Consider the following 21,427-nt stretch of genomic DNA (forward strand, 5'->3'; position numbering starts at 1 on the left):
AGCTTACGCGAGCCTCTTCTTGCGGAATTTGTCTTTTATTCGTCTAGCAGCAACGCTGTCCATCATATTCGCCATGATAGCAACAATCAGCAACATCGCATTGATTGGCCACATACCAATAGCAGCCGGGATGTCACCATCTTCTAATGCAGATTTGGTTGCACTGATCGCCAAGAAATACGCTAGGTAGATCAGAATCGCAGGCCCCATTTTGGCAAACCGTCCCTGACGCGGATTCACCGCAGACAAAGGAATAACGAGCATTGTTAAGAGTGGAATACACACAAATAACGAAATTCGCCATTGTAGCTCCGCTTGCGCCTCTGGATCTGGGTGACCTATCAAGTCAACCGTTGGGTATGCTTCCCAGTCTCGCCCTTTCTTTTTGACCTCACGTTGGCCGATAACACCTTCGTATTCATCGAATTTCGTGATCATATATTCAACGCGAGTAGGCACACCTTCATAACGCGTACCTTCTTTCATAGTGATGATCTGACGACCGTCCGAAAGCTCTTTTACTTCACCAGAAGATGAGAACATCACACTCGGTAACACTGAATCTCGAGGGCGCATCTGCGCAACAAAAACGTTGCTCAAGGTATTGTCTTTAATGTCATCGATGAACACAACCGATGAACCGTCTGGTGTACCTTGGAACTGACCTTTTTTAAGTAGGTCAACGCTGTTTTCTGACGCTACCTGCTCATAAAGCTGCTCAACGCGGTCTTGAGACCACGGCGATAGCCACAACGCATTGAAAGCCGCCACCGCTGAAGTAATCAACGCTAGGTATAAGGCCGCTTGAACCAAGAATTTATTACCAATACCTGTCGCGTTCATTACGACAATTTCGCTCTCTGCATACAGACGACCAAATGTGATCAATATGCCGATATACAGACTTAAAGGCAGCATTAACAGACCCATTGCTGGCATGTTCAAACCAACAATCGAGAAAATCAATCCAGCAGGAATATCCCCATCAGAAGCATCAGCAAGAACACTTATGAATTTCTGGCTTACAAACACCAAAAAAAGTACGAAAAAAATCGCAAATTGGCTCTTGAGTGTTTCGCGGATCAAATATCTAACAATAATCACGCTGAAATTACCTATACAAAACTTGTTTTTTTGGTCGAATCACTATAGTTTCCCGTTGAACCATTTATTTTTTTAAAAATTATAAACTAGATGTTAGTCGCTTAATCAGCTCTGCATGTAAGCCTGGAGCTAAAATTCAACAAGTAAGCGATCATTATCTAACATTTAGAGCAATTTGTCTTCAGGATGTAGGAGTACGCATGGAGTTCAGTGTAAAAAGTGGCAGTCCAGAGAAACAACGTAGCGCATGTATCGTTGTTGGTGTGTTTGAACCACGTCGCCTTTCTCCAGTAGCCGAACAACTTGATAAAATCAGTGACGGTTACATCAGTTCACTACTTCGCCGTGGTGATCTAGAGGGTAAACCTGGTCAGATGCTGCTACTGCATCAAGTACCAGGTGTTTTGTCAGAGCGCGTTTTACTTGTCGGTTGCGGCAAAGAGCGTGAACTTGGCGAGCGCCAGTACAAGGAAATCATTCAAAAGACGATCAGCACACTTAACGAGACAGGCTCAATGGAAGCGGTATGTTTCCTAACTGAACTGCATGTTAAGGGTCGTGATACATACTGGAAAGTGCGCCAGGCTGTAGAAGCGACTAAAGATGGTCTATACACATTTAATCAATTCAAGAGCGTGAAACCTGAGACTCGCCGCCCACTGCGCAAGCTTGTTTTCAACGTACCAACGCGTCGTGAATTGAACTTGGGTGAAAAAGCAATCACTCATGGTCTTGCTATCGCATCAGGTGTCAAAGCCTCAAAAGACCTTGGCAACATGCCGCCAAACGTAGCTAATCCAGCTTACCTTGCTTCTCAAGCTCGTCGTCTAGCGGACGATTACGAAACCGTAACCACCAAAATTATTGGTGAGCAAGAGATGGAAAAACTGGGTATGACCTCTTACCTAGCAGTAGGCCGTGGTTCTAAAAACGAATCTATGATGTCTATCATCGAGTACAAAGGTAACCCTGACTCAGATGCAAAACCGATTGTGCTCGTAGGTAAAGGTCTAACCTTCGACTCAGGCGGTATCTCTCTAAAGCCGGGCGAAGGTATGGATGAGATGAAGTACGACATGTGTGGTGCGGCATCGGTATTCGGTACAATGAAAGCGCTAGCGAAGCTAAACCTACCAATCAACGTTATTGGTGTTCTAGCGGGCTGTGAAAACATGCCTGGCAGCAACGCTTACCGTCCAGGTGACATCCTAACGACCATGTCTGGTCAAACTGTAGAAGTTCTGAACACGGATGCTGAAGGCCGTCTTGTTCTTTGTGACGCACTGACTTACGTAGAGCGTTTCGAACCAGACTGCGTGGTTGACGTTGCAACGCTAACTGGTGCTTGTGTTATCGCACTAGGCCACCATATCAGCGGCGTAATCTCTAACCACAACCCTCTTTCTCATGAGCTAGTAAACGCTTCTGAGCAAGCGAGTGACCGTGCATGGCGTCTACCAATGGCAGACGAGTACCACGAACAGTTGAAAAGCCCGTTTGCGGATATGGCAAACATTGGTGGTCGCCCTGGTGGCACAATTACTGCGGGTTGCTTCTTATCTAAGTTCGCGAAGAAGTACAACTGGGCACACGTCGATATCGCAGGTACCGCGTGGAAATCAGGCGCAGCGAAAGGCTCAACGGGCCGTCCTGTCTCAATGCTTGTCCAATTCCTTTTGAACCGCAGCGGCCAAGAGACAGAAGAGTAATTTCTGAACAACATCTAAAAGGGCCGCAAGGCCCTTTTTTATTATCCTAATTTTCTAAAATGAAAGTGGGACTTAAGATGGTCTTAGGAAGAGACCCAAGGCAAGTGAGAGAATGATGCAAACTGCAACCTTCTACATCATTAACGAAGAGAGCCCGCAAGCAACGGTGGCTGGCTTTGAAGAATACATCGTGTTTTTGGCTCAGCACTTTGCTCGCCAAGGCGCTAAAGTGTATTTAAACTGCCAAGACAAACCACACGCCGAGCAGCTCGCTGAAGCCTTTTGGCAAGTTGATGCAGACAAGTTCATGGCACATAACCTCGTAGGCGAGGGACCGAAATACGCCACCAACATTGAAATCGGCCATGAAGGTGTAAAACCTAATTGGAACCGTCAGCTGGTAATTAATTTGGCGGAAAATGAGACAACCTTTGCGAACAAGTTTGCTCAAGTGGTAGACTTCGTGCCCTGCGAAGAAAAAGCTAAACAACTCGCAAGAGAAAGATATAAAATTTACCGTCAAGCAGGTTACCAGCTGCAAACGATCGAAATTCAATATCCTTAACGGTCAATCCTTATAGTTAAGGCGATCTTGTTAAGATCCCTCACTTATAAAGATTGACTAAGATTCAACCATCAACGTATCCATTAAAAGAGCGCTATGGAAAAGACATACAACCCAACTTCAATCGAACAAGCTCTGTATCAGACTTGGGAAGAGAAAGGCTACTTTAAGCCACACGGTGACACTACTAAAGAATCATACAGCATCATGATCCCGCCACCGAACGTCACTGGTAGCCTACACATGGGCCACGCGTTCCAAGATACGATCATGGATACGCTTATCCGTTGTGAACGTATGAAGGGTAAAAACACCCTTTGGCAAGTAGGTACTGACCACGCTGGTATCGCAACTCAGATGGTTGTTGAGCGTAAGATCGCTGCAGAAGAAGGCAAAACAAAACACGATTACGGTCGTGAAGCTTTCATCGACAAAATCTGGGAATGGAAAGGCGAATCTGGCGGCACTATCACTAAGCAGCTTCGTCGTCTTGGCGCATCTGTAGACTGGGATCGTGAACGCTTCACGATGGACGATGGTCTATCTAACGCCGTTCAAGAAGTGTTCGTACGTCTATACGAAGACGATCTAATCTACCGCGGTAAGCGTCTAGTTAACTGGGATCCAAAGCTACACACCGCGATTTCAGATCTAGAAGTAGAGAACAAAGACACTAAAGGCAACATGTGGCACTTCCGCTACCCACTAGCAGATGGCGCAAAAACAGCGGATGGCAAAGACTACATCGTTGTTGCAACGACTCGTCCAGAGACCGTGCTAGGCGATACAGGTGTTGCAGTTAACCCAGAAGATCCACGTTACAAAGATCTTATCGGTAAAGAAATCATCCTTCCTATCGTTGATCGTCGCATCCCAATCGTGGGCGATGAGCACGCAGATATGGAAAAAGGTACTGGCTGTGTGAAAATCACACCTGCGCACGACTTCAACGACTACGAAGTAGGTAAGCGCCACCAGCTACCAATGATCAACATTCTGACTTTCGACGCGAACATCCGCGACTCAGCAGAAGTATTCAACACTAACGGCGAAGCAAGCGAAGCTTACAGCACTGAACTACCAGCTAAATACCACGGTATGGAGCGTTTTGCCGCTCGTAAAGCTATCGTTGCTGAATTCGACGAGCTAGGTCTACTTGAAGAAGTGAAAGATCACGATCTACAAGTTCCTTACGGCGACCGTGGTGGCGTGGTTATCGAACCAATGCTAACTGACCAATGGTACGTGCGTACTGCGCCTCTAGCGAAAACTGCAGTTGAAGCAGTAGAAAACGGCGACATCCAATTCGTTCCTAAGCAATACGAAAACATGTACTTCTCTTGGATGCGTGACGTTCAAGACTGGTGTATCTCTCGTCAGCTATGGTGGGGTCACCGCATCCCAGCTTGGTACGACAACCAAGGTAATGTTTACGTAGGTCGCACTGAAGAAGAAGTTCGTAAGAACAACAACCTAGGGTCAGTCATTGAACTGCACCAAGACGAAGACGTACTGGATACATGGTTCTCTTCTGCACTATGGACGTTCGGTACTCAAGGTTGGCCAGAGCAAACTGACGATCTGAAAGTATTCCACCCTTCAGACGTACTAGTAACTGGTTTCGACATTATCTTCTTCTGGGTTGCGCGCATGATCATGATGACCATGCACTTCGTGAAAGACGAAAACGGCAAACCACAAGTACCATTTAAGACAGTTTACGTTACTGGTCTAATCCGTGACGAAAACGGCGACAAGATGTCTAAGTCGAAAGGTAACGTACTTGACCCAATCGACATGATCGATGGTATCGACCTAGAGTCTCTAGTAGAGAAGCGTTGTGGCAACATGATGCAGCCTCAGCTAGCGAAGAAGATCGAGAAGAACACTCGTAAGACGTTTGAAAACGGTATCGAAGCATACGGTACAGACGCACTACGTTTCACTCTTGCAGCAATGGCATCAACAGGTCGCGATATCAACTGGGATATGAAGCGTCTTGAGGGTTACCGTAACTTCTGTAACAAACTATGGAACGCAAGCCGTTACGTAATGATGAACACAGAAGAGCAAGATTGTGGCTTCAACGGTGGTGAGATTGAATACTCACTAGCGGACAAGTGGATCGAGTCTCAGTTTGAACTTGCAGCGAAAGCGTTCAACAACCATATCGACAACTTCCGTCTAGATATGGCGTCTAACACGCTTTACGAATTCATCTGGAACCAATTCTGTGACTGGTACCTAGAGCTAACTAAACCAGTTCTATGGAAAGGTACTGAAGCGCAACAGCGTGGTACTCGCCGTACACTAATCACGGTTCTTGAGAAGACTCTACGTCTAGCTCACCCAGTGATTCCTTACATCACTGAAACTATCTGGCAAAGCATCAAGCCACTAGTTGAAGGTGTAGAAGGCGAGACAATCATGCTTCAAGCACTGCCTCAATTCGACGAAGCAAACTTCAACCAAGAAGCGCTAGACGATATTGAATGGGTGAAAGCGTTCATTACCAGCATCCGTAACCTACGTGCTGAATACGACATCAACCCAGGTAAGCCACTTGACGTTATGCTGAAAGCTGCAAACGCAGAAGACGCAGCGCGTCTAGAAGCAAACAAACAAGTACTGATGTCTCTAGCGAAACTAGAATCTGTACGCGTACTTGCTGCTGACGAAGAAACGCCAGCGTGTGCAACAGCATTGGTTGCTAAGTCTGAGCTGATGATCCCAATGGCGGGTCTGATCGACAAAGACGCTGAGCTTGCTCGTCTAGATGGCGAAATCAAGAAAACTCACGGCGAAATCAAGCGTATCGAAGGCAAACTAGGTAACGAAGGCTTCGTAGCGAAAGCTCCTGAAGCAGTTGTTGCTAAAGAGCGTGAGAAACTTGAAGGCTACAAAGAGACGCTAGCTAAGCTAGAAGAGCAGAAGACAACGATCGCTGCACTTTAATCGCTAAAGGCTAGAGTAAAAGAATCAAAGGGTTGGTGTGAAAGCATCAACCCTTTTTGCATTTATCACTCGGAAAGCTTTCAAAGATATTCGCTCTTCTCTCCTACTTCCACTCCTATTTAATAGTTTTTACCTATCAAACTAATCTTAACTGCCCATTAGATTTAATGATAATAATTCTCAATAATAGACCTATCGAAACAACACAACGATTGAGTAATTATCATGAAAAAGACACTAACCTTTGCAGCACTCCATTTTACTATCGCGTTTAGTGTCGCTTACGTGCTTACTGGCGACATTCTAATTGGTAGTTTAATTGCCATGATTGAGCCTTCAGTGAACACCGTAGCCTTCTACTTTCATGAAAAGGCATGGGCAAAAGTCCCAGCACTTAAAGCTCGTCAGTGGATGACCAAATTAAAAACCGCAAGCTTTGCGACCGTGCACTTCAGCGTCGCTTTTACCGTGGTTTACTTACTAACAGGTGATGCATTTGTCGGCGGCGTAATGGCGATGCTAGAGCCGAGTTTGAACACGGTGGCTTACTACTTCCACGAGAAAGTATGGATGCGTAAATCATCAGAAAAAGCTCCAGCACCGCAGTTTTGTTTACATCACCACGCTTAAACATGGAGGCTCACTACGTCTCCTAACAAGAAAAATGACATTTACCATTGACAAGGTTGCGTACCGCACTTAATTTAATTGCGGTGCGCAACTTTATTTTTAGAGGTAAGTGATAATGAACGCTCGTCAACTTCGACACTACTCCCGTCAAGCCGTCCGATTGCTTGGTATGCTTGATAAACAATGCGGCGATGTCGCTCTCACTCCAGTGCAAGCACACGCATTGGGTGAAATCCAATTGCAGCCATTGACCATCAATCAGCTGGCACAGCAGCTTAATGTCGACAAGTCCAACGCGAGCCGAACCGTTACTGGTTTGATTAAATTAGGTTTGGTCGAGAGCATCGAAAACCCAAAAGACAAACGTAGTCAACTCGTAGCGATTACAGAGCAAGGCCAACAGGCGTTATCACAACTGGACCAACAGCAAAACCACTTCTTTGAACAACTGCTTACCCAACTCGATGACAGCGAGCAAGAGCAACTCAAACTTGGTCTAGAGACTTACCTAAAAGGGCTAACAAAAGTGTGTCAGTCTGAGGAATACGTTCTTCGACCTCTTACTAAAGCAGACAACCCGCAAGTCGCAGATGTGATTCGTAAAGTCTCTGCAGAATACGGCTTAACCGCAGACAAAGGTTATGGTGTGGCCGATCCAACGCTTGATGATATGTATTCGGTTTACAATCAATGCGGGGCCGCCTATTGGGTCATTGAACATCGCGGAGAGATCGTTGGTGGCGGTGGCTTTGCCCCTTTAGCTGGCGAGCCAAATGTGTGTGAACTACAAAAGATGTACTTCTTACCTCAAACACGAGGGCACGGTTTAGCCAAACGCATCGTCGCATTGAGCTTACAATTGGCGAAACAATTTGGGTATCAGCAGTGCTATTTAGAGACAACTGAATGTCTGAGAGAAGCGGTAAGCTTGTATGAAAAGCTAGGCTTTGAGCATCTCGATGCCCCGCTTGGACAAACAGGGCATGATGCATGTGAAGTCGTAATGCTTAAAACACTGTAATAAAGAGCATTACTAAGAGTTAAAGCACAACATGGGTAACACAAAGCTCCTGGCTCAAGGCAACAGTGAAGTTTTGGTGCTGCCCATCCAACTCAACAGACAACTGGTAGAGATCACTTGGATCAGGATCAGTAAGATCGGCATACTTTGGCGCTTCGATCTGGAATAAAGCGCTCGCATGCTCCGCTCGGACATCAATAGGAATATGGTAAGTCATACCATTAAACTTAACCGATGCAGAGACCAGGCCCGGCGAAAAAGTTTGATAGTACAAGTCTACTTTAAACTCACAACCACCACCGTGGTGCCAAATCTGTTCGGTAGCCACGCGGTCTAAACGCACATTGCGAATGAACTGCAGATACGGTTCTTGCCATACCCCTAAGCGCTCATCACTTTTTTTATATTCATGATCGGACAGAGAGCACAGCTCAGGTTTATCTTCATCAAACAGAAGATCCTCTTCTTCCTCTAAGAACAAGATTTCAAAGCGGTTACGCCCCATTTGCATGAACGGACGAATGTCTTTCTTGTAGACATTTTGAGAACCGTCACAGTCGAACAATGCTACTCCGTTCAAACGCACTTCTGCATGGTAATCCACACCACCCAACACCATTTCTACCGCTGGGAATGCCATCATGGATTCGTCCACTTCAATGTCATGCATCAGGTGCCACTCTTGCTGACGAATTGCTTCTTCTGTCATTTCAGCTGGCAATACCTGACTCAAAGGAGCAGGGAAAGTAATGTCATCCTGTGGGATAGAAAGGTCCGTCAGTGGAGAGACTTGCCATAAACCGGCGAGTGAGAGTTGCATATACACCTTGAGCTAGATCAATTTTCACGCATTATAGGGAGAAATCCCCTATAAACTCAATGTGAATTATTTATCGCCTCCACATTCGTCAGTTTTTCAAGGTATAAAAAAACCAGCGTTAAACGCTGGTTTTTCCAAAAGTAGTGAGCTTTGATTACTCGTCGTCTTCATCTTCTTCAGGGTAAAGCGCATCTTCGCCTTCGTAGTACGTACCCCAACCGTCATAGATGATGTCGTATTTTTCTGCCAAGTGAATCAATTTTTCAACTTGCGCATCAATCGCTTCTGCGTCAAGTGCGGACTCCATAGTCGCATCACAGCAAAGCAACTTGTTACCATCTTCATCTTCAGTTTCTTCTGCTTCAAGAACTTCAAAGCCCATCTTGAATGCTTCAACTACCGCTTTTTCTAGCGTGTCAAAATCTTCTGCAAACAGGTGGTGCTCAATTTCGTATAGCGAATCTGGATCGCTGCCATCTTCTAGCAATGCTGCAATGATATCGCGAGTCTCTTCCTTTTGAATCTCAATTAATTCTTCTACTGATAGATATTCATCTTCGTGAGACATGTTTTGGCTCCAGATTAGTTACTTGATGGAAACACAATACCCGATACTGAGTATGCTGATCCGGTGAAATATGGCATGGATTGCGATGAAAAGCCACAAACAAACATCATACCACTGCGATTCTTATCGGTTATTTGAATCTAAATATTAAACCGACCACACAAAGAAACAAAAAATTAACAAAGAATGGCATTTTTTAATATTCAGAACATCCTAATTGACACTTAATGTGGTTATTTTCTCTTTCTATGCGTGTTTATGATGCTTTCTTGAATACACTCACGTGTAAAACGAAGAAGCATAACGAATAAATTCACTTCAATAATGCATAATTTAGAATAAAAATGCACATTTTATGCACTGTGCATGTATTCTTTCTCAACGGGAAAATTAGAATAAAAACGCACGCACTCTAATTTTAGTAAAATAGCATTTACATCTAATAATAAATTTAATAAAAATAAAAATAAAAATAAAAAACTCTCAAATTCATAAACACCAGAATATAAACAAAGCTTGATGACTTGCATCTTTCTAGGAAGCTTGTCATAACTAATGGCTGGAAAATTTGTAAGGATACAAAATGAGCAAGCTGTACGTTGGATCAGAAGTTGGTCAACTTCGACGAGTTCTATTAAATCGCCCTGAACGCGCCCTAACCCACTTAACTCCGTCAAACTGTCATGAGTTGCTATTTGATGACGTTCTTGCTGTAGAAGCGGCAGGTGAAGAGCACGATGCATTCGCACGTACGCTGCGCGAGCAAGACGTTGAAGTGCTTCTCCTCCACGATTTACTGGTCGAAACCCTCGCCGTTCCAGAAGCAAAACAATGGCTGCTGAACACTCAGATTTCTGACTTTCGCTACGGGCCAACATTTGCGCGAGACCTACGCCAATACTTTTCAGAAATGGATGATGAACATCTTGCCTGCATCTTTTTAGGTGGCTTAGCTTACTCAGAGCTACCGATCTCCTCATCTTCTATGCTGCCAAAAATGAAGCGTCCTCTCGACTTTGTTATTGAGCCACTGCCTAATCACCTATTCACTCGTGATACCTCGTGTTGGGTTTATGGCGGCGTTTCTCTTAACCCGATGATGATGCCTGCACGTCAACGTGAAACAAACCACCTACGTGCGATTTATCGTTGGCACCCAATTTTTGCTGGCCAAGATTTTATCAAATACTTCGGTGACGATGATCTGCATTATGATAACGCGAATGTCGAAGGCGGTGATGTGTTGGTTATTGGTAAAGGTGCAGTTCTTATCGGTATGTCTGAGCGTACGACTGCGCAAGGTGTAGAGAACCTTGCAGCGAGCCTATTTAAAGCAGGCCAAGCTACCGAGGTGATTGCAATTGATCTGCCTAAACACCGCTCATGTATGCATTTAGACACTGTGATGACCCATATGGATGTAGATACTTTCTCTGTCTACCCAGAGATCATGCGCAAAGATCTCGACACATGGCGCTTAACACCAAAAGGCAACGGTGAAATGCATGTTGAAGCCTCACATAACTATCTGCACGCGATTGAGTCCGCTCTTGGCTTAGATCAGCTGAAAATCATCACCACTGGTGGCGATAGCTATGAAGCGGAACGCGAACAATGGAATGACGCCAATAACGTTCTAACTGTAAAACCGGGCGTAGTAATTGGTTACGAACGCAATGTATACACCAACGAAAAATACGATAAAGCTGGCATCAAAGTACTGACAGTACCTGGTAACGAGCTTGGTCGTGGTCGCGGTGGCGCTCGCTGTATGAGCTGTCCAATAGAACGAGACGATATATAACTTACTCGTCCCTTTACATTAGGTGAATCAAAACTAAGGTTGATGTGAATACATCAACCTTTTTTAGCTTTAATTAAAAATAATTATTCACAATAAAAGCATTTATATGTTTTAATGAATTCTATTAATCTAATCACATGTACTAAGGGACGAGCTATGGCTTTCAATTTACGTAACCGCAACTTTTTGAAGCTATTGGACTTCTCAACCAAAGAAATCCACTTTTTGCTCGAACTGTCTGCAGAGCTAAAAAAAGCTAAATATGCAGGAACAGAGCAGAAGAAACTTCAAGGTAAAAACATCGCACTAATCTTTGAGAAATCTTCGACTCGTACCCGATGTGCGTTTGAAGTCGCTGCCTTTGACCAAGGTGCTCAAGTCTCTTACATCGGCCCTTCTGGCTCGCAAATCGGTCATAAGGAATCGATGAAAGACACCGCTCGCGTCCTTGGTCGTATGTATGACGGGATTGAATACCGAGGCTTTGGCCAATCCATTGTTGAAGAGCTTGGTACTTATGCTGGTGTTCCAGTGTGGAATGGTTTAACGGATGAGTTCCACCCAACCCAGATCCTTGCTGACTTCCTGACCATGCAAGAGCACGGCCGTGGTAAACAGCTACATGAAGTAACCTTCGCTTACCTAGGTGATGCGCGCAACAACATGGGTAACTCACTTATGGTGGGCGCAGCGAAAATGGGCATGGATATTCGCCTTGTCGCGCCAAAAGCGTTCTGGCCTGAAGAAGATCTCGTGGCAACTTGTCAAACTATCGCGCAACAAACCGGTGCAAAAATCACGTTAACAGAAAGCGTTGAGGAAGGTGTGAAAGGTTGTGACTTCCTATACACCGACGTTTGGGTGTCTATGGGTGAGTCTGCCGAGGCATGGGATGAACGTGTAGCGTTAATGACACCTTATCAAATCAATATGGACGTGATTAAGCAAACGGGTAATCCACATGTGAAATTCATGCACTGCCTTCCAGCTTTCCACAATGATGAAACCACCGTCGGCAAAGAAGTCGCTGAAAAATACGGTATGAAAGGCCTTGAAGTAACAGAAGAGGTATTTGAATCGGAATACTCCATCGTATTCGACGAAGCTGAAAACCGTATGCATACCATCAAAGCCGTGATGGTTGCGACGCTAGGAAGCTAAACCAGCGCGCAAAAACAGCCGATAAAAACCATGATGTAATCGCTTGCGCTCACGAAAGTTAAGCGTATAATGCTCGGCAATTTGTCTGAGGATTAAGAAATGACCACGCTGATTGCTGACGTAAAAACGCGATTTGCTCTCGCTAAGCGACTACGCTTACGTGGTGTTATTTTCGTTAATTCTATTGAATTTTAAAACCTCCCCATTGGGGAGGTTTTTTTATGTCCAAAATTCCTTTCGGTTATTTGGATGTAGTCATCAATGTTATAGGGAAGAAGATCATGGCGAACTCGCTTTACCAGAAGCACATCATCTCTATTCCAGAGCTTTCACGCGAAGAACTGGAACTTATCGTAGAAACAGCAGGTAGCCTTAAAAAAGCACCTCGACCAGAACTGATTAAAAACAAAGTCGTTGCAAGTTGTTTCTTTGAACCATCAACACGTACACGTTTATCGTTTGAAACAGCGATTCAGCGCATTGGTGGTGACGTGATTGGCTTTGATAATGATGGTAATACCTCTCTGGCGAAGAAAGGCGAAACACTCGCAGATTCAGTACAAGTCATCTCTTCTTACGTCGATGCCTTTGTGATGCGTCATCCACAAGAAGGCGCCGCTCGCTTGGCATCTGAATTTTCAAATGGCGTGCCAGTGATCAACGCGGGCGACGGTGCAAACCAACACCCAACTCAAACGCTACTCGACCTATACACCATCGCGGAAACACAAGGGCGTCTAGACAACCTGAACGTCGCATTCGTAGGTGACCTAAAATATGGCCGCACAGTGCACTCACTGACTCAAGCCTTAGCAAAGTTTAACAACATCCGCTTCTTCTTTGTTGCACCAGATGCGCTGGCAATGCCAGATTACATCTGCGAAGAACTAGACGAAGCTGGCATTCAATATAGCCTACACACAGACATGGAAAGTGTGATTCCTGAACTGGATATTCTGTACATGACACGCGTACAGAAAGAACGTTTTGACGAATCGGAATACGCACATATTAAGTCGGCTTACATCCTAACAGCGGCACTACTAGAAGGCGCGCGTGAGAACTTGAAAGTGCTGCACCCACTACCACGTGTGGATGAAATCACAACTGATGTTGATAAAACGCCTCATGCTTACTTCTTCCAGCAAGCTCAAAATGGCGTGTATGCTCGCCAAGCACTGCTGGCGCTTGTTCTAAACGAAACACTGTAATCGAGGGGAAAAATCATGGCTAAAGAAACTCAATTGCAGGTAGAAGCAATCAAAAATGGTACGGTCATCGACCACATCCCTGCGCAAATCGGCATCAAAGTATTAAGACTGTTCGATATGCACAATTCATCACAACGCGTAACGATTGGACTGAACTTGCCATCATCAGCACTCGGTCATAAAGATCTACTCAAAATCGAAAATGTGTTTATCAATGAAGAGCAAGCGAGCAAGCTAGCGTTGTATGCTCCTCACGCGACCGTGAATCAAATCGAGAACTATGAAGTGGTGAAAAAGCTCGCGTTAGAGCTTCCTGAGCGCATCAATGATGTATTTGAATGCCCGAATTCAAACTGTATTTCTCATAATGAACCAGTAGAAAGCAGCTTTAGCGTGTTCGAGAAGAAACAAGAAATCCGCCTAAAGTGTAAATACTGCGAGAAAGTGTTCTCACGCGAGATCGTAACCGAGCGATAAACACGCCGCACGACTAGGCTGTGATACGTTTAAAATACCCTGCAATGTCAGGGTATTTTGCTCTTTACCTACCGAGGGTTTAGAGGCAAACTGAGAATCTTTATTCCCTACAACTGATGGAAAAAATCAAATGACGAAAGTACTTCACACTGAGTCTGCACCAGCAGCAATCGGTCCTTACGTTCAAGGCGTAGATCTAGGTAACATGGTTCTTACTTCAGGCCAAATCCCAGTAAACCCAGCGACAGGTGAAGTGTCTGCTGATATCGCAGAACAAGCTCGTCAGTCTCTAGAAAACGTAAAGGCTGTAGTTGAATCTTCAGGTCTTAAAGTATCTGATATTGTAAAGCTAACGGTTTTTGTTAAAGACCTAAATGACTTTGGCACAGTGAACGAAGTTTACGGCAAGTTCTTTGATGAGCACGGTGTAGCAAACTACCCTGCACGCTCTTGTGTAGAAGTGGCTCGCCTACCAAAAGATGTTGGCATCGAGATTGAAGCAATCGCTGTTCGCAAATAATTGCACTTGCTGACAAACATAAAAAAACGGGTAGCTCAGGCTACCCGTTTTTTATTGTCTTTTCGTGATGATATCGCAGTAAAACTTAAGCAGCGTTGCGCTGTTTGACTTCTTCATCTAACGATTCAAGCTTCTCTTTCATCTGTTCACGACAGATATTCGCTAACTCGCGAATGCCCTCTTTACCATAGCCTTCAGTGCTGATTGGAGGTAGCATTTCAACAATCACATGACCATTGTTCCAACGGTTCAGCTTAATTTTATTCGTCGAGCTACATACGATAGGAATGATTGGCACACCTGCACCAATTGCCGCATGAAAAGCACCTGTTTTGAATGGCAGCAAACCACGTCCACGAGAACGCGTGCCTTCTGGGAACATCCACACCGAAACATCACTTTCTTTCATGCTGCTCACGACCTGATCGATAGTACCTTTTGCTTTAGAACGATTCGCTCGGTCAATCAGAATGTTACCCGTAAGCCAGTAAAGCTGACCAAACAGTGGCATCCAAGCCAAGCTCTTTTTACCTACTGTCACAACTTTCGGAGTCACAGCCGCAGAAACAGTAAACATGTCCCAGTTGTTCTGGTGGTTAGCAATGTAAACATGTTGGCCGCGTGAATACGCATCTTCAGGGATACGCAACTCTAACTTAATCCCAAACACACGAGACATCTTGGCAAACAAACGGCCAAAAGTGAAAACGTGCTTAGGGTTTCTAGGGCTTAATAGGCAGTAACCACAACCACCAATAAACATAACAATCGCAAAGATAGCGACAGCAAATACACGTAACAGTGCAATCATTCTTGTTCTCCAGGAACCGGCTTTTGCCAGATACAGCTATTAATATCTCTCTTTCCATAAAGGGAAAATATGGTCATGAGAGTGATATAAAAAAGCCGAAACTCAGGTTTCGGCTCTCTTGATATCCAAGTTACCTGCGGTGCAGTTTAACTTGCCTAGCTCACTCGCTCAATATTTGCGCCAAGTGCAGCCAGTTTATTTTCGATTTTGTCGTAACCACGGTCGATATGGTAAATACGATCAACGACGGTTTCGCCTTTAGCAATGCAACCTGCAATAACCAAACTAGCCGAAGCTCGTAGATCGGTTGCCATCACTTGCGCACCGCTAAGTGACTCAACATCACCACAGATAACCGTATTGCCTTCGATCTCAGCTTTAGCGCCCATACGCATGAGTTCTGGTACGTGCATAAAGCGGTTTTCAAAGATAGTCTCAGTGATTACGCCGCCACCTTTCGCCATCATGTTCAGTAGCGTAAATTGAGCTTGCATATCCGTCGGGAAACCAGGATGTGGCGCAGTACGTACACTTACCGCTTTTAGCTCGCGGTCGGTCATATCAACGGAGATCCAATCTTCACCCGTTTCGACAAGCGCGCCAGCTTCTTCCAGCTTGGCGAGAACCGCTTCAAGCAAATGAGCATTAGTGTTGCGACATACCACTTTACCGCCAGATACTGCTGCTGCGACAAGGAATGTTCCCGTCTCAATACGGTCAGCAACCACGTTGTGTTTACAACCGCCTAAGCGCTCAACACCTTCAATCGTAATGGTATCTGTGCCAGCGCCAGAGATTTTTGCGCCAAGCTTATTTAGGAAATCAGCGGTATCGACGATTTCAGGCTCACGCGCAGCGTTATCTAGTGTTGTTGTGCCTTCCGCCAGCGCTGCGGCACACATGATGGTGATCGTCGCGCCTACGCTGACTTTATCCATCACGATGTGCGCGCCTTTTAGACGACCATCCACTTCTGCTTTCACATAACCATCTTCTAATGTAATGGTTGCGCCAAGCTGCTCTAAACCAGAAATATGCAGATCCACAGGACGGGCACCGATGGCACAACCGCCTGGTAAAGAAACCTGACCTTGACCAAAGCGCGCCACCAAAGGACCTAAAGCCCAAATAGAAGCACGCATGGTTTTCACTAAATCATAAGGCGCGCAGTATTCTGTAATACTGCTTGGATCAACATGAACAGAGCCATTGCGGCTTACTTTCGCGCCTAAACGCTTAAGCAATTCCATAGTTGTGTCGATATCACGAAGGTGTGGTACGTTTGCCACTTCTACTGGCTCTTCCGCCAAGATAGACGCAAATAAAATCGGCAGTGCTGCGTTTTTTGCACCTGAAATGGTCACTTCACCAACTAGTGGTTTATCTGACCCAATAACTCGAAACTTTTCCATCAATAAACCTTAAAGCGACATCAATTTCTTATCACGAGCCCACTCTTCTGGTGTGAACGCTTTGATTGATAATGCGTGAATGTCGTTACGCTGGATGTATCCCATCAGAGGAGCATAAATTAGCTGCTGCTTCTTAACGCGGCTCATTCCATCGAAACAAGCATCAACAGCAACCACTTCATAGTGGCTACCTTCACCTTTCACATGCACTTCTTGAAGGTTTAGTGCTTCTTCTAATAACTGTTGTACTTTTGCGCTATCCACAATTTACCCCTGATAATTCTGTATGTGTTTGGCCACTAAAGATTCAACATTGCTCAGTTGAAACAAAGTGCGCAGTTGCGCCGGCACGAAACTGAGCATTATATGACAGTTTTGCTTTTTTGCATGCTCTAATAAGTGGATTAACATCACCATTCCTGCAGAGTCGACGCGCTCTATCTCTTTTAGCGAGCATTCCAGCTCCGATTGAGCAGGTTGCCATTGCTGTGCATACGCCCACAATGAAGGCACTGTATCTCTATCAAGTGCCCCTGTTAGCTTAAGAATGTTTTGATCCAATTGCCACTGAGCGGGAGTCTGGGCCATTATTTCTTCGCCTCGAAGCGGATCGGTTCTGCGGCCAATTTTTCTAGGTCTTTAGCAACAGATAGAATACCTTCTTGACGAATTTTACTGTTCCATTCGGATTGTTTACTAGAAAGCAAACTAATGCCCTCTGCAATCATATCGAATGCTTCCCACTCACCAGACTGGTTGTCTTTACGCAGTTTAAACTCAAGTTTGATGTTTGGACGCGGAGTATCGATGATATCAACTTTAATGCTTGTAATACGCTTAGAGTCATCAATGCTAGGCTCAGGACCAAACTCAATTTTTTGGTCAGAGTATTGCGTCAACACTTGTGCATAAGACGCAATCAGGTAAGCACGAAATGCATCGATAAACTCAAGTACATCTTCACGCTTAGCACCTTTTAAGTTTGGACCAAGAAGTTTTAACCCTGCATAGCGGTAGTTGACGTAAGGCATTAGCTCTTCTTCAACGATCACTTTAAGTAAATTTGGATCTTGTTTGATTTTCGGCTGTTCGGCTTTCAATCTTTCGAACGTGACTTCAGCTACCTGCTTCATCATCTTATAAGGTTCAGTTTTATCCACCTCTGCTGCTGTTGCTCCAAAGACGCTAAACACAGCACAAACTGAAAGTAGTAATCTCGCTAACATAGTTATTCCTTACTTGAGTCGTCTGAACCACCTACGCTGTATAGTACTTGACCAATTAAGTCTTCAAGCACAAGCGCCGATTTGGTGTCTTCGATGGTATCACCATCCACCAGCATGACTTCATCATCAAAAACGAAGCCAGGTACTAAACCAATGTATTGCTCACCAATCAGGCCAGATGTCAAAATTTGTACGCTCGACGTTTCTGGGAACTGATTGTATTTGCTATTGATAGATAGTGTTACAACTGGCAATAAGTTGTCTGGGTTAAGCGAAATACTACTTACTCGACCAATCACAACGCCCCCCACTTTTACGGGAGAACGAACTTTTAAACTGCCAATATTATCGAACTCGGCTTTGAGGGTATAAGTATCACCAGAGCCAATGCTTTTTACGTCAGCAACTTGAAAAATCATCACAAGAATCGCGCAAATTCCCGCTAATACAAAGCTGCCAACCCATAATTCAGTTTTACGTGTTTGTTGCATGATTAATTCCCAAACATCAATGCGGTCAGTACAAAGTCTAATCCTAGTACTGCTAAAGAAGAATGCACAACAGTGCGCGTAGTTGCTCGGCTGATCCCTTCCGATGTTGGAATAGCATCATAACCGTTAAATAGAGCGACCCAAGTAACCGTAATTGCAAACGCAAAACATTTGATCATACTGTTACCAATGTCTTGCCCTAGCTCAACAGAGGACTGCATCGCTGACCAAAAACTGCCGTGATCAACGCCTTTCCAGTCAACACCAACAAGCTGAGCGCCCCAAATTCCCACAGCCATGAAAATCATAGCCAGTAAAGGCATTGAGATAACCCCAGCCCAAAACCGTGGTGCAATCACTCGTTTCAATGGGTCTACCGCCATCATTTCAAGGCTAGACAGTTGTTCCGTTGCTTTCATTAGACCTATCTCTGCGGTTAACGCAGAACCGGCACGACCAGCAAACAAAAGTGCAGTAACAACGGGTCCTAATTCACGGAGTAACGAAAGCGCTACCATTTGCCCCAAACTGCCTTCTGCGCCGTAATCCACCAACACAACATAGCCTTGTAGACTCAAAACCATTCCAATGAACAGACCAGATACGACGATGATCGCTAGCGACTGAACACCAACAGAATAAAGTTGCTTAACAAGCAGAGGAAAGCTTCTGATCGGTTGTGGCTTAGAAAATAGCGCCCCAATCAACATGAAAGTCGCACGACCAAATGCTCCGCAAATAGAAAGCGTGCGTCGACCCAGCGAGGCGACAAAGTGAATGAAGTTATCGACCATCAAATAAGTCCTTTTCGATACTTTGAGAAGGGAAACGAAACGGTACAGGACCGTCGGCATCACCTTGTAAGAACTGCTGGACACGAGGATCAGAGTTTTGAGTCAGCTCTTCTGGCGTACCATAGGCGATGATTTTTCCATCGGCCATCAGGTATACCCAGTCAGCAATACTCATGACTTCAGGTACGTCGTGAGAAACCACAATAGAGGTCAAACCTAACGCTTGGTTTAGATTGCTAATTAGCTCAACCAAAACGCCCATAGTGATTGGGTCTTGCCCCACAAACGGCTCATCGTACATGATCAGGTCAGGGTCAAGTGCGATTGCACGAGCCAAAGCAGCGCGTCTTGCCATACCACCTGAAAGCTCACTCGGCATTAATTGCGCCGCGCCGCGTAGACCGACAGCTTCGAGCTTGAGTAACACCATGGTGCGAATCAAATCTTCCGATAAATCGGTATGCTCTCTCAATGGAAAGGCGACATTATCAAAAACATTCAAATCAGTGAATAAAGCCCCTGACTGGAACAACATGCTCATTTTCTTTCGAGCATGGTAGAGTTTTTTACGCGAGAGAGAGGGAATATTGTCTCCATCAAACCAGATCTCTCCTTGCTCGGGATACAACTGACCACCAATCAAACGCAGCAGTGTTGTTTTACCAATTCCCGATGGTCCCATAATGGCCGTCACTTTGCCCTCAGGAACATGCAGATCAATATCATCAAAGATCATGCGTTCTCCCCGTGAAAAAGTGAGGTTGTTCACGGTGACTAAATCGTTGTTCGACATATCATCTCTTCTACTGTAGGAGCGTTGCAACTCACGGAATCATCAAGCAGATACTCATCGGAGTTGAATTCTACGTTTAATAAAGTAACGTCGGTACATTTATTAGGCTGCAATCATAAGCACATTGGCGTTGAATTTAAAGCACTGTTCAATTAAATAAAGTCGACTATATCCCTGCAATTTCTCATGGTTTATGACCTAATTAGCACGAAGTGTTTAAATCCTAGACCAGAATTGCTCATTTAAATGAGTGAGATTTACATACATTTTCGTTACTAACCTTTAATTTATTCTTCGTTTATCTTCCATTTTAGGCCGCAAAAGGTCAAAATTAGCGGTTATTCATTTTACTTATTTAATACTTAGGAATTCTCATGCTCGAAGCCGTTGCGTTGCTTATAGTCGGTCTTGTTTTGCTTGTTTGGAGTGCAGATAAACTTGTTTTTGGCTCTGCAGCGATAGCCCGCAACGTCGGTATTTCCCCGCTTGTCATCGGCATGACAATCCTTGCGATGGGCTCATCTGCCCCTGAGATGATGGTATCTGCAACCGCCGCTTGGGATGGCAAAACAGATACAGCTGTGGGTAACGTATTAGGCTCAAACATAGCGAACATTGCGTTAATCCTAGGTATTACAGCGCTGATCAAGCCTTTGTCGATTAGCTCCGCCGTCATACGCCGAGAACTTCCACTCATGATAGCCGTAACCGTACTCGCTGGTATTCTGCTTTGGAATAGCCATCTCGGTTTTTATGAGGGTGTCTTATTGTTTGTACTCTTTGGGGCATTTTTATTTGCTATGTTGCAAATCAGCCGCAAAGAGCAAAAATCAGGTGATGTTTTTCTTGATGACCAAGAGTCAGAGATCCCAGAAGGCGTCAGCAACCCTAAAGCAATCATGTGGGTGGTTATTGGCTTGATACTGCTTCCTTTGGCAGCCAGCATGCTGGTTGATAACGCGGTAATCATTGCTAAACACTTTGGTATGAGCGACCTTGTTATCGGCCTAACTATTATCGCCATTGGCACTAGCCTGCCAGAACTAGCCGCATCACTTGCGGGAGTTTTAAAGGGTGAAGACGACATGGCTGTCGGTAACATTATCGGTTCGAATGTGTTTAACATTCTGGCGGTCATGGGGATTCCTGGCATCATTAATCCATCGGTGCTCAGTGAGTACGCGATGGGACGTGACTTCTGGGTCATGTTAGGCGTTTCATTGTTACTTGTCGCGATGTGTTTGGGTAAATCACGCAGTATTAACCGTATTGAAGGTGCCATCTTGTTTGTGTGCTTCTTAGGTTACCAAGTGTACTTATTCGCAAACATGACCGCTTAATTACCACGATCAATA

General features: G+C 44.9%; 22 protein-coding genes. 11 read left to right on the top strand and 11 right to left on the bottom strand.

The window, feature by feature from the left end:
• Positions 1 to 3: 3 nt before the first annotated feature.
• The gene (gene lptF / locus R7P35_RS16405) at positions 4 to 1,104 is read right to left on the bottom strand and encodes an LPS export ABC transporter permease LptF (protein WP_005381072.1); all 1,101 of its coding nucleotides are present in this window, start codon (positions 1,102 to 1,104) and stop codon (positions 4 to 6) included.
• Positions 1,105 to 1,304: 200 nt separating this feature from the next.
• Here lptF and pepA point away from each other — a divergent pair, with 200 nt between their 5' ends.
• From pepA to R7P35_RS16430, 5 genes are all read left to right on the top strand, one after another.
• Complete coding sequence (gene pepA / locus R7P35_RS16410) at positions 1,305 to 2,813, top strand: leucyl aminopeptidase (protein ID WP_005381073.1); 1,509 nt, start codon at positions 1,305 to 1,307, stop codon at positions 2,811 to 2,813.
• Positions 2,814 to 2,928: 115 nt separating this feature from the next.
• Positions 2,929 to 3,378, top strand: coding sequence for a DNA polymerase III subunit chi (locus tag R7P35_RS16415; RefSeq protein ID WP_031777270.1), 450 nt, complete (start codon positions 2,929 to 2,931; stop codon positions 3,376 to 3,378).
• A 96-nt stretch (positions 3,379 to 3,474) separates the two neighbouring features.
• Positions 3,475 to 6,333, top strand: a complete 2,859-nt coding sequence (locus R7P35_RS16420; RefSeq protein ID WP_213904995.1) for a valine--tRNA ligase — start codon at positions 3,475 to 3,477, stop codon at positions 6,331 to 6,333.
• A gap of 225 nt (positions 6,334 to 6,558) precedes the next feature.
• The gene (locus tag R7P35_RS16425; protein WP_005381078.1) at positions 6,559 to 6,963 is read left to right on the top strand and encodes a DUF2061 domain-containing protein; all 405 of its coding nucleotides are present in this window, start codon (positions 6,559 to 6,561) and stop codon (positions 6,961 to 6,963) included.
• A gap of 115 nt (positions 6,964 to 7,078) precedes the next feature.
• A complete protein-coding gene (locus R7P35_RS16430) occupies positions 7,079 to 7,984 on the top strand; it encodes a bifunctional helix-turn-helix transcriptional regulator/GNAT family N-acetyltransferase (RefSeq protein WP_136976377.1) in 906 nt (301 codons plus the stop codon).
• Between the two features lie 19 nt (positions 7,985 to 8,003).
• Here R7P35_RS16430 and R7P35_RS16435 read toward each other — a convergent pair whose 3' ends face one another.
• Positions 8,004 to 8,804, bottom strand: coding sequence for a glycosyl hydrolase 2 galactose-binding domain-containing protein (locus tag R7P35_RS16435; RefSeq protein WP_005381080.1), 801 nt, complete (start codon positions 8,802 to 8,804; stop codon positions 8,004 to 8,006).
• Positions 8,805 to 8,958: 154 nt separating this feature from the next.
• Positions 8,959 to 9,372 (bottom strand): ribonuclease E inhibitor RraB, encoded by a 414-nt coding sequence (gene rraB / locus R7P35_RS16440; protein ID WP_005381081.1) that lies wholly within the window; start codon positions 9,370 to 9,372, stop codon positions 8,959 to 8,961.
• A gap of 583 nt (positions 9,373 to 9,955) precedes the next feature.
• On the opposite strand from rraB, the gene arcA reads away from it, so the two are divergent.
• From arcA to R7P35_RS16465, 5 genes are all read left to right on the top strand, one after another.
• A complete protein-coding gene (arcA, locus tag R7P35_RS16445) occupies positions 9,956 to 11,176 on the top strand; it encodes an arginine deiminase (RefSeq protein ID WP_005381082.1) in 1,221 nt (406 codons plus the stop codon).
• 156 nt (positions 11,177 to 11,332) lie between these two features.
• Positions 11,333 to 12,337, top strand: coding sequence for an ornithine carbamoyltransferase (locus R7P35_RS16450; protein ID WP_318092360.1), 1,005 nt, complete (start codon positions 11,333 to 11,335; stop codon positions 12,335 to 12,337).
• A gap of 281 nt (positions 12,338 to 12,618) precedes the next feature.
• A complete protein-coding gene (gene pyrB / locus R7P35_RS16455) occupies positions 12,619 to 13,548 on the top strand; it encodes an aspartate carbamoyltransferase (RefSeq protein ID WP_005381085.1) in 930 nt (309 codons plus the stop codon).
• Between the two features lie 15 nt (positions 13,549 to 13,563).
• Positions 13,564 to 14,025, top strand: a complete 462-nt coding sequence (gene pyrI / locus R7P35_RS16460) for an aspartate carbamoyltransferase regulatory subunit (RefSeq protein ID WP_005381086.1) — start codon at positions 13,564 to 13,566, stop codon at positions 14,023 to 14,025.
• A gap of 130 nt (positions 14,026 to 14,155) precedes the next feature.
• On the top strand, positions 14,156 to 14,545 hold the full coding sequence (locus R7P35_RS16465) for a RidA family protein (protein WP_005381087.1): 390 nt from the start codon (positions 14,156 to 14,158) through the stop codon (positions 14,543 to 14,545).
• An 85-nt stretch (positions 14,546 to 14,630) separates the two neighbouring features.
• On the opposite strand, the gene R7P35_RS16470 is transcribed toward R7P35_RS16465, so the two are convergent.
• The 8 genes from R7P35_RS16470 to mlaF all read right to left on the bottom strand — a co-directional run bounded on the left by R7P35_RS16470 (position 14,631) and on the right by mlaF (position 20,072).
• A complete protein-coding gene (locus R7P35_RS16470) occupies positions 14,631 to 15,356 on the bottom strand; it encodes a 1-acylglycerol-3-phosphate O-acyltransferase (protein WP_005381088.1) in 726 nt (241 codons plus the stop codon).
• Between the two features lie 155 nt (positions 15,357 to 15,511).
• Positions 15,512 to 16,768 carry a UDP-N-acetylglucosamine 1-carboxyvinyltransferase gene (gene murA, locus R7P35_RS16475; protein ID WP_005388419.1) on the bottom strand — a complete coding sequence of 419 codons (1,257 nt, stop codon included), beginning with the start codon at positions 16,766 to 16,768 and terminating at the stop codon, positions 15,512 to 15,514.
• Positions 16,769 to 16,777: 9 nt separating this feature from the next.
• Positions 16,778 to 17,032: a BolA family protein gene (gene ibaG, locus R7P35_RS16480; RefSeq protein WP_213987826.1), complete on the bottom strand. Its 255-nt coding sequence runs from the start codon at positions 17,030 to 17,032 to the stop codon at positions 16,778 to 16,780.
• Between the two features lie 3 nt (positions 17,033 to 17,035).
• Positions 17,036 to 17,356 carry a lipid asymmetry maintenance protein MlaB gene (locus tag R7P35_RS16485; RefSeq protein ID WP_005381093.1) on the bottom strand — a complete coding sequence of 107 codons (321 nt, stop codon included), beginning with the start codon at positions 17,354 to 17,356 and terminating at the stop codon, positions 17,036 to 17,038.
• Positions 17,356 to 17,994, bottom strand: a complete 639-nt coding sequence (gene mlaC, locus R7P35_RS16490; RefSeq protein ID WP_005381098.1) for a phospholipid-binding protein MlaC — start codon at positions 17,992 to 17,994, stop codon at positions 17,356 to 17,358. Before mlaC ends, R7P35_RS16485 begins: the two co-directional genes overlap by 1 nt.
• 2 nt (positions 17,995 to 17,996) lie before the next feature.
• Complete coding sequence (gene mlaD, locus R7P35_RS16495; protein WP_005381099.1) at positions 17,997 to 18,485, bottom strand: outer membrane lipid asymmetry maintenance protein MlaD; 489 nt, start codon at positions 18,483 to 18,485, stop codon at positions 17,997 to 17,999.
• Between the two features lie 2 nt (positions 18,486 to 18,487).
• Positions 18,488 to 19,279, bottom strand: a complete 792-nt coding sequence (gene mlaE / locus R7P35_RS16500; protein WP_005381100.1) for a lipid asymmetry maintenance ABC transporter permease subunit MlaE — start codon at positions 19,277 to 19,279, stop codon at positions 18,488 to 18,490.
• On the bottom strand, positions 19,269 to 20,072 hold the full coding sequence (gene mlaF, locus R7P35_RS16505; RefSeq protein ID WP_005388422.1) for a phospholipid ABC transporter ATP-binding protein MlaF: 804 nt from the start codon (positions 20,070 to 20,072) through the stop codon (positions 19,269 to 19,271). The genes mlaE and mlaF overlap by 11 nt, the downstream gene beginning before the upstream one ends.
• Positions 20,073 to 20,446: 374 nt before the next feature.
• Between mlaF and R7P35_RS16510 the strand changes: the two genes are divergently transcribed.
• Positions 20,447 to 21,412: a calcium/sodium antiporter gene (locus tag R7P35_RS16510; protein WP_005381102.1), complete on the top strand. Its 966-nt coding sequence runs from the start codon at positions 20,447 to 20,449 to the stop codon at positions 21,410 to 21,412.
• Positions 21,413 to 21,427: the final 15 nt, after the last annotated feature.

Origin of the sequence: Vibrio sp. Vb0304, assembly GCF_033338995.1 — a bacterium.
Classification (GTDB): Bacteria; Pseudomonadota; Gammaproteobacteria; order Enterobacterales; family Vibrionaceae; genus Vibrio; species Vibrio alginolyticus.

Bases quoted from the DNA above. Each gene is read 5' to 3' on its own strand.
- pepA (WP_005381073.1), top strand. From the start codon at position 1,305: ATGGAGTTCAGTGTAAAAAGTGGCAGTCCAGAGAAACAACGTAGCGCA.
- R7P35_RS16415 (WP_031777270.1), top strand. From the start codon at position 2,929: ATGCAAACTGCAACCTTCTACATCATTAACGAAGAGAGCCCGCAAGCA.
- R7P35_RS16420 (WP_213904995.1), top strand. From the start codon at position 3,475: ATGGAAAAGACATACAACCCAACTTCAATCGAACAAGCTCTGTATCAG.
- R7P35_RS16425 (WP_005381078.1), top strand. From the start codon at position 6,559: ATGAAAAAGACACTAACCTTTGCAGCACTCCATTTTACTATCGCGTTT.
- R7P35_RS16430 (WP_136976377.1), top strand. From the start codon at position 7,079: ATGAACGCTCGTCAACTTCGACACTACTCCCGTCAAGCCGTCCGATTG.
- R7P35_RS16435 (WP_005381080.1), bottom strand. From the start codon at position 8,804: ATGCAACTCTCACTCGCCGGTTTATGGCAAGTCTCTCCACTGACGGAC.
- rraB (WP_005381081.1), bottom strand. From the start codon at position 9,372: ATGTCTCACGAAGATGAATATCTATCAGTAGAAGAATTAATTGAGATT.
- arcA (WP_005381082.1), top strand. From the start codon at position 9,956: ATGAGCAAGCTGTACGTTGGATCAGAAGTTGGTCAACTTCGACGAGTT.
- R7P35_RS16450 (WP_318092360.1), top strand. From the start codon at position 11,333: ATGGCTTTCAATTTACGTAACCGCAACTTTTTGAAGCTATTGGACTTC.
- pyrB (WP_005381085.1), top strand. From the start codon at position 12,619: ATGGCGAACTCGCTTTACCAGAAGCACATCATCTCTATTCCAGAGCTT.
- pyrI (WP_005381086.1), top strand. From the start codon at position 13,564: ATGGCTAAAGAAACTCAATTGCAGGTAGAAGCAATCAAAAATGGTACG.
- R7P35_RS16465 (WP_005381087.1), top strand. From the start codon at position 14,156: ATGACGAAAGTACTTCACACTGAGTCTGCACCAGCAGCAATCGGTCCT.
- R7P35_RS16470 (WP_005381088.1), bottom strand. From the start codon at position 15,356: ATGATTGCACTGTTACGTGTATTTGCTGTCGCTATCTTTGCGATTGTT.
- murA (WP_005388419.1), bottom strand. From the start codon at position 16,768: ATGGAAAAGTTTCGAGTTATTGGGTCAGATAAACCACTAGTTGGTGAA.
- R7P35_RS16485 (WP_005381093.1), bottom strand. From the start codon at position 17,356: ATGGCCCAGACTCCCGCTCAGTGGCAATTGGATCAAAACATTCTTAAG.
- mlaC (WP_005381098.1), bottom strand. From the start codon at position 17,994: ATGTTAGCGAGATTACTACTTTCAGTTTGTGCTGTGTTTAGCGTCTTT.
- mlaD (WP_005381099.1), bottom strand. From the start codon at position 18,485: ATGCAACAAACACGTAAAACTGAATTATGGGTTGGCAGCTTTGTATTA.
- mlaE (WP_005381100.1), bottom strand. From the start codon at position 19,279: ATGGTCGATAACTTCATTCACTTTGTCGCCTCGCTGGGTCGACGCACG.
- mlaF (WP_005388422.1), bottom strand. From the start codon at position 20,072: ATGTCGAACAACGATTTAGTCACCGTGAACAACCTCACTTTTTCACGG.
- R7P35_RS16510 (WP_005381102.1), top strand. From the start codon at position 20,447: ATGCTCGAAGCCGTTGCGTTGCTTATAGTCGGTCTTGTTTTGCTTGTT.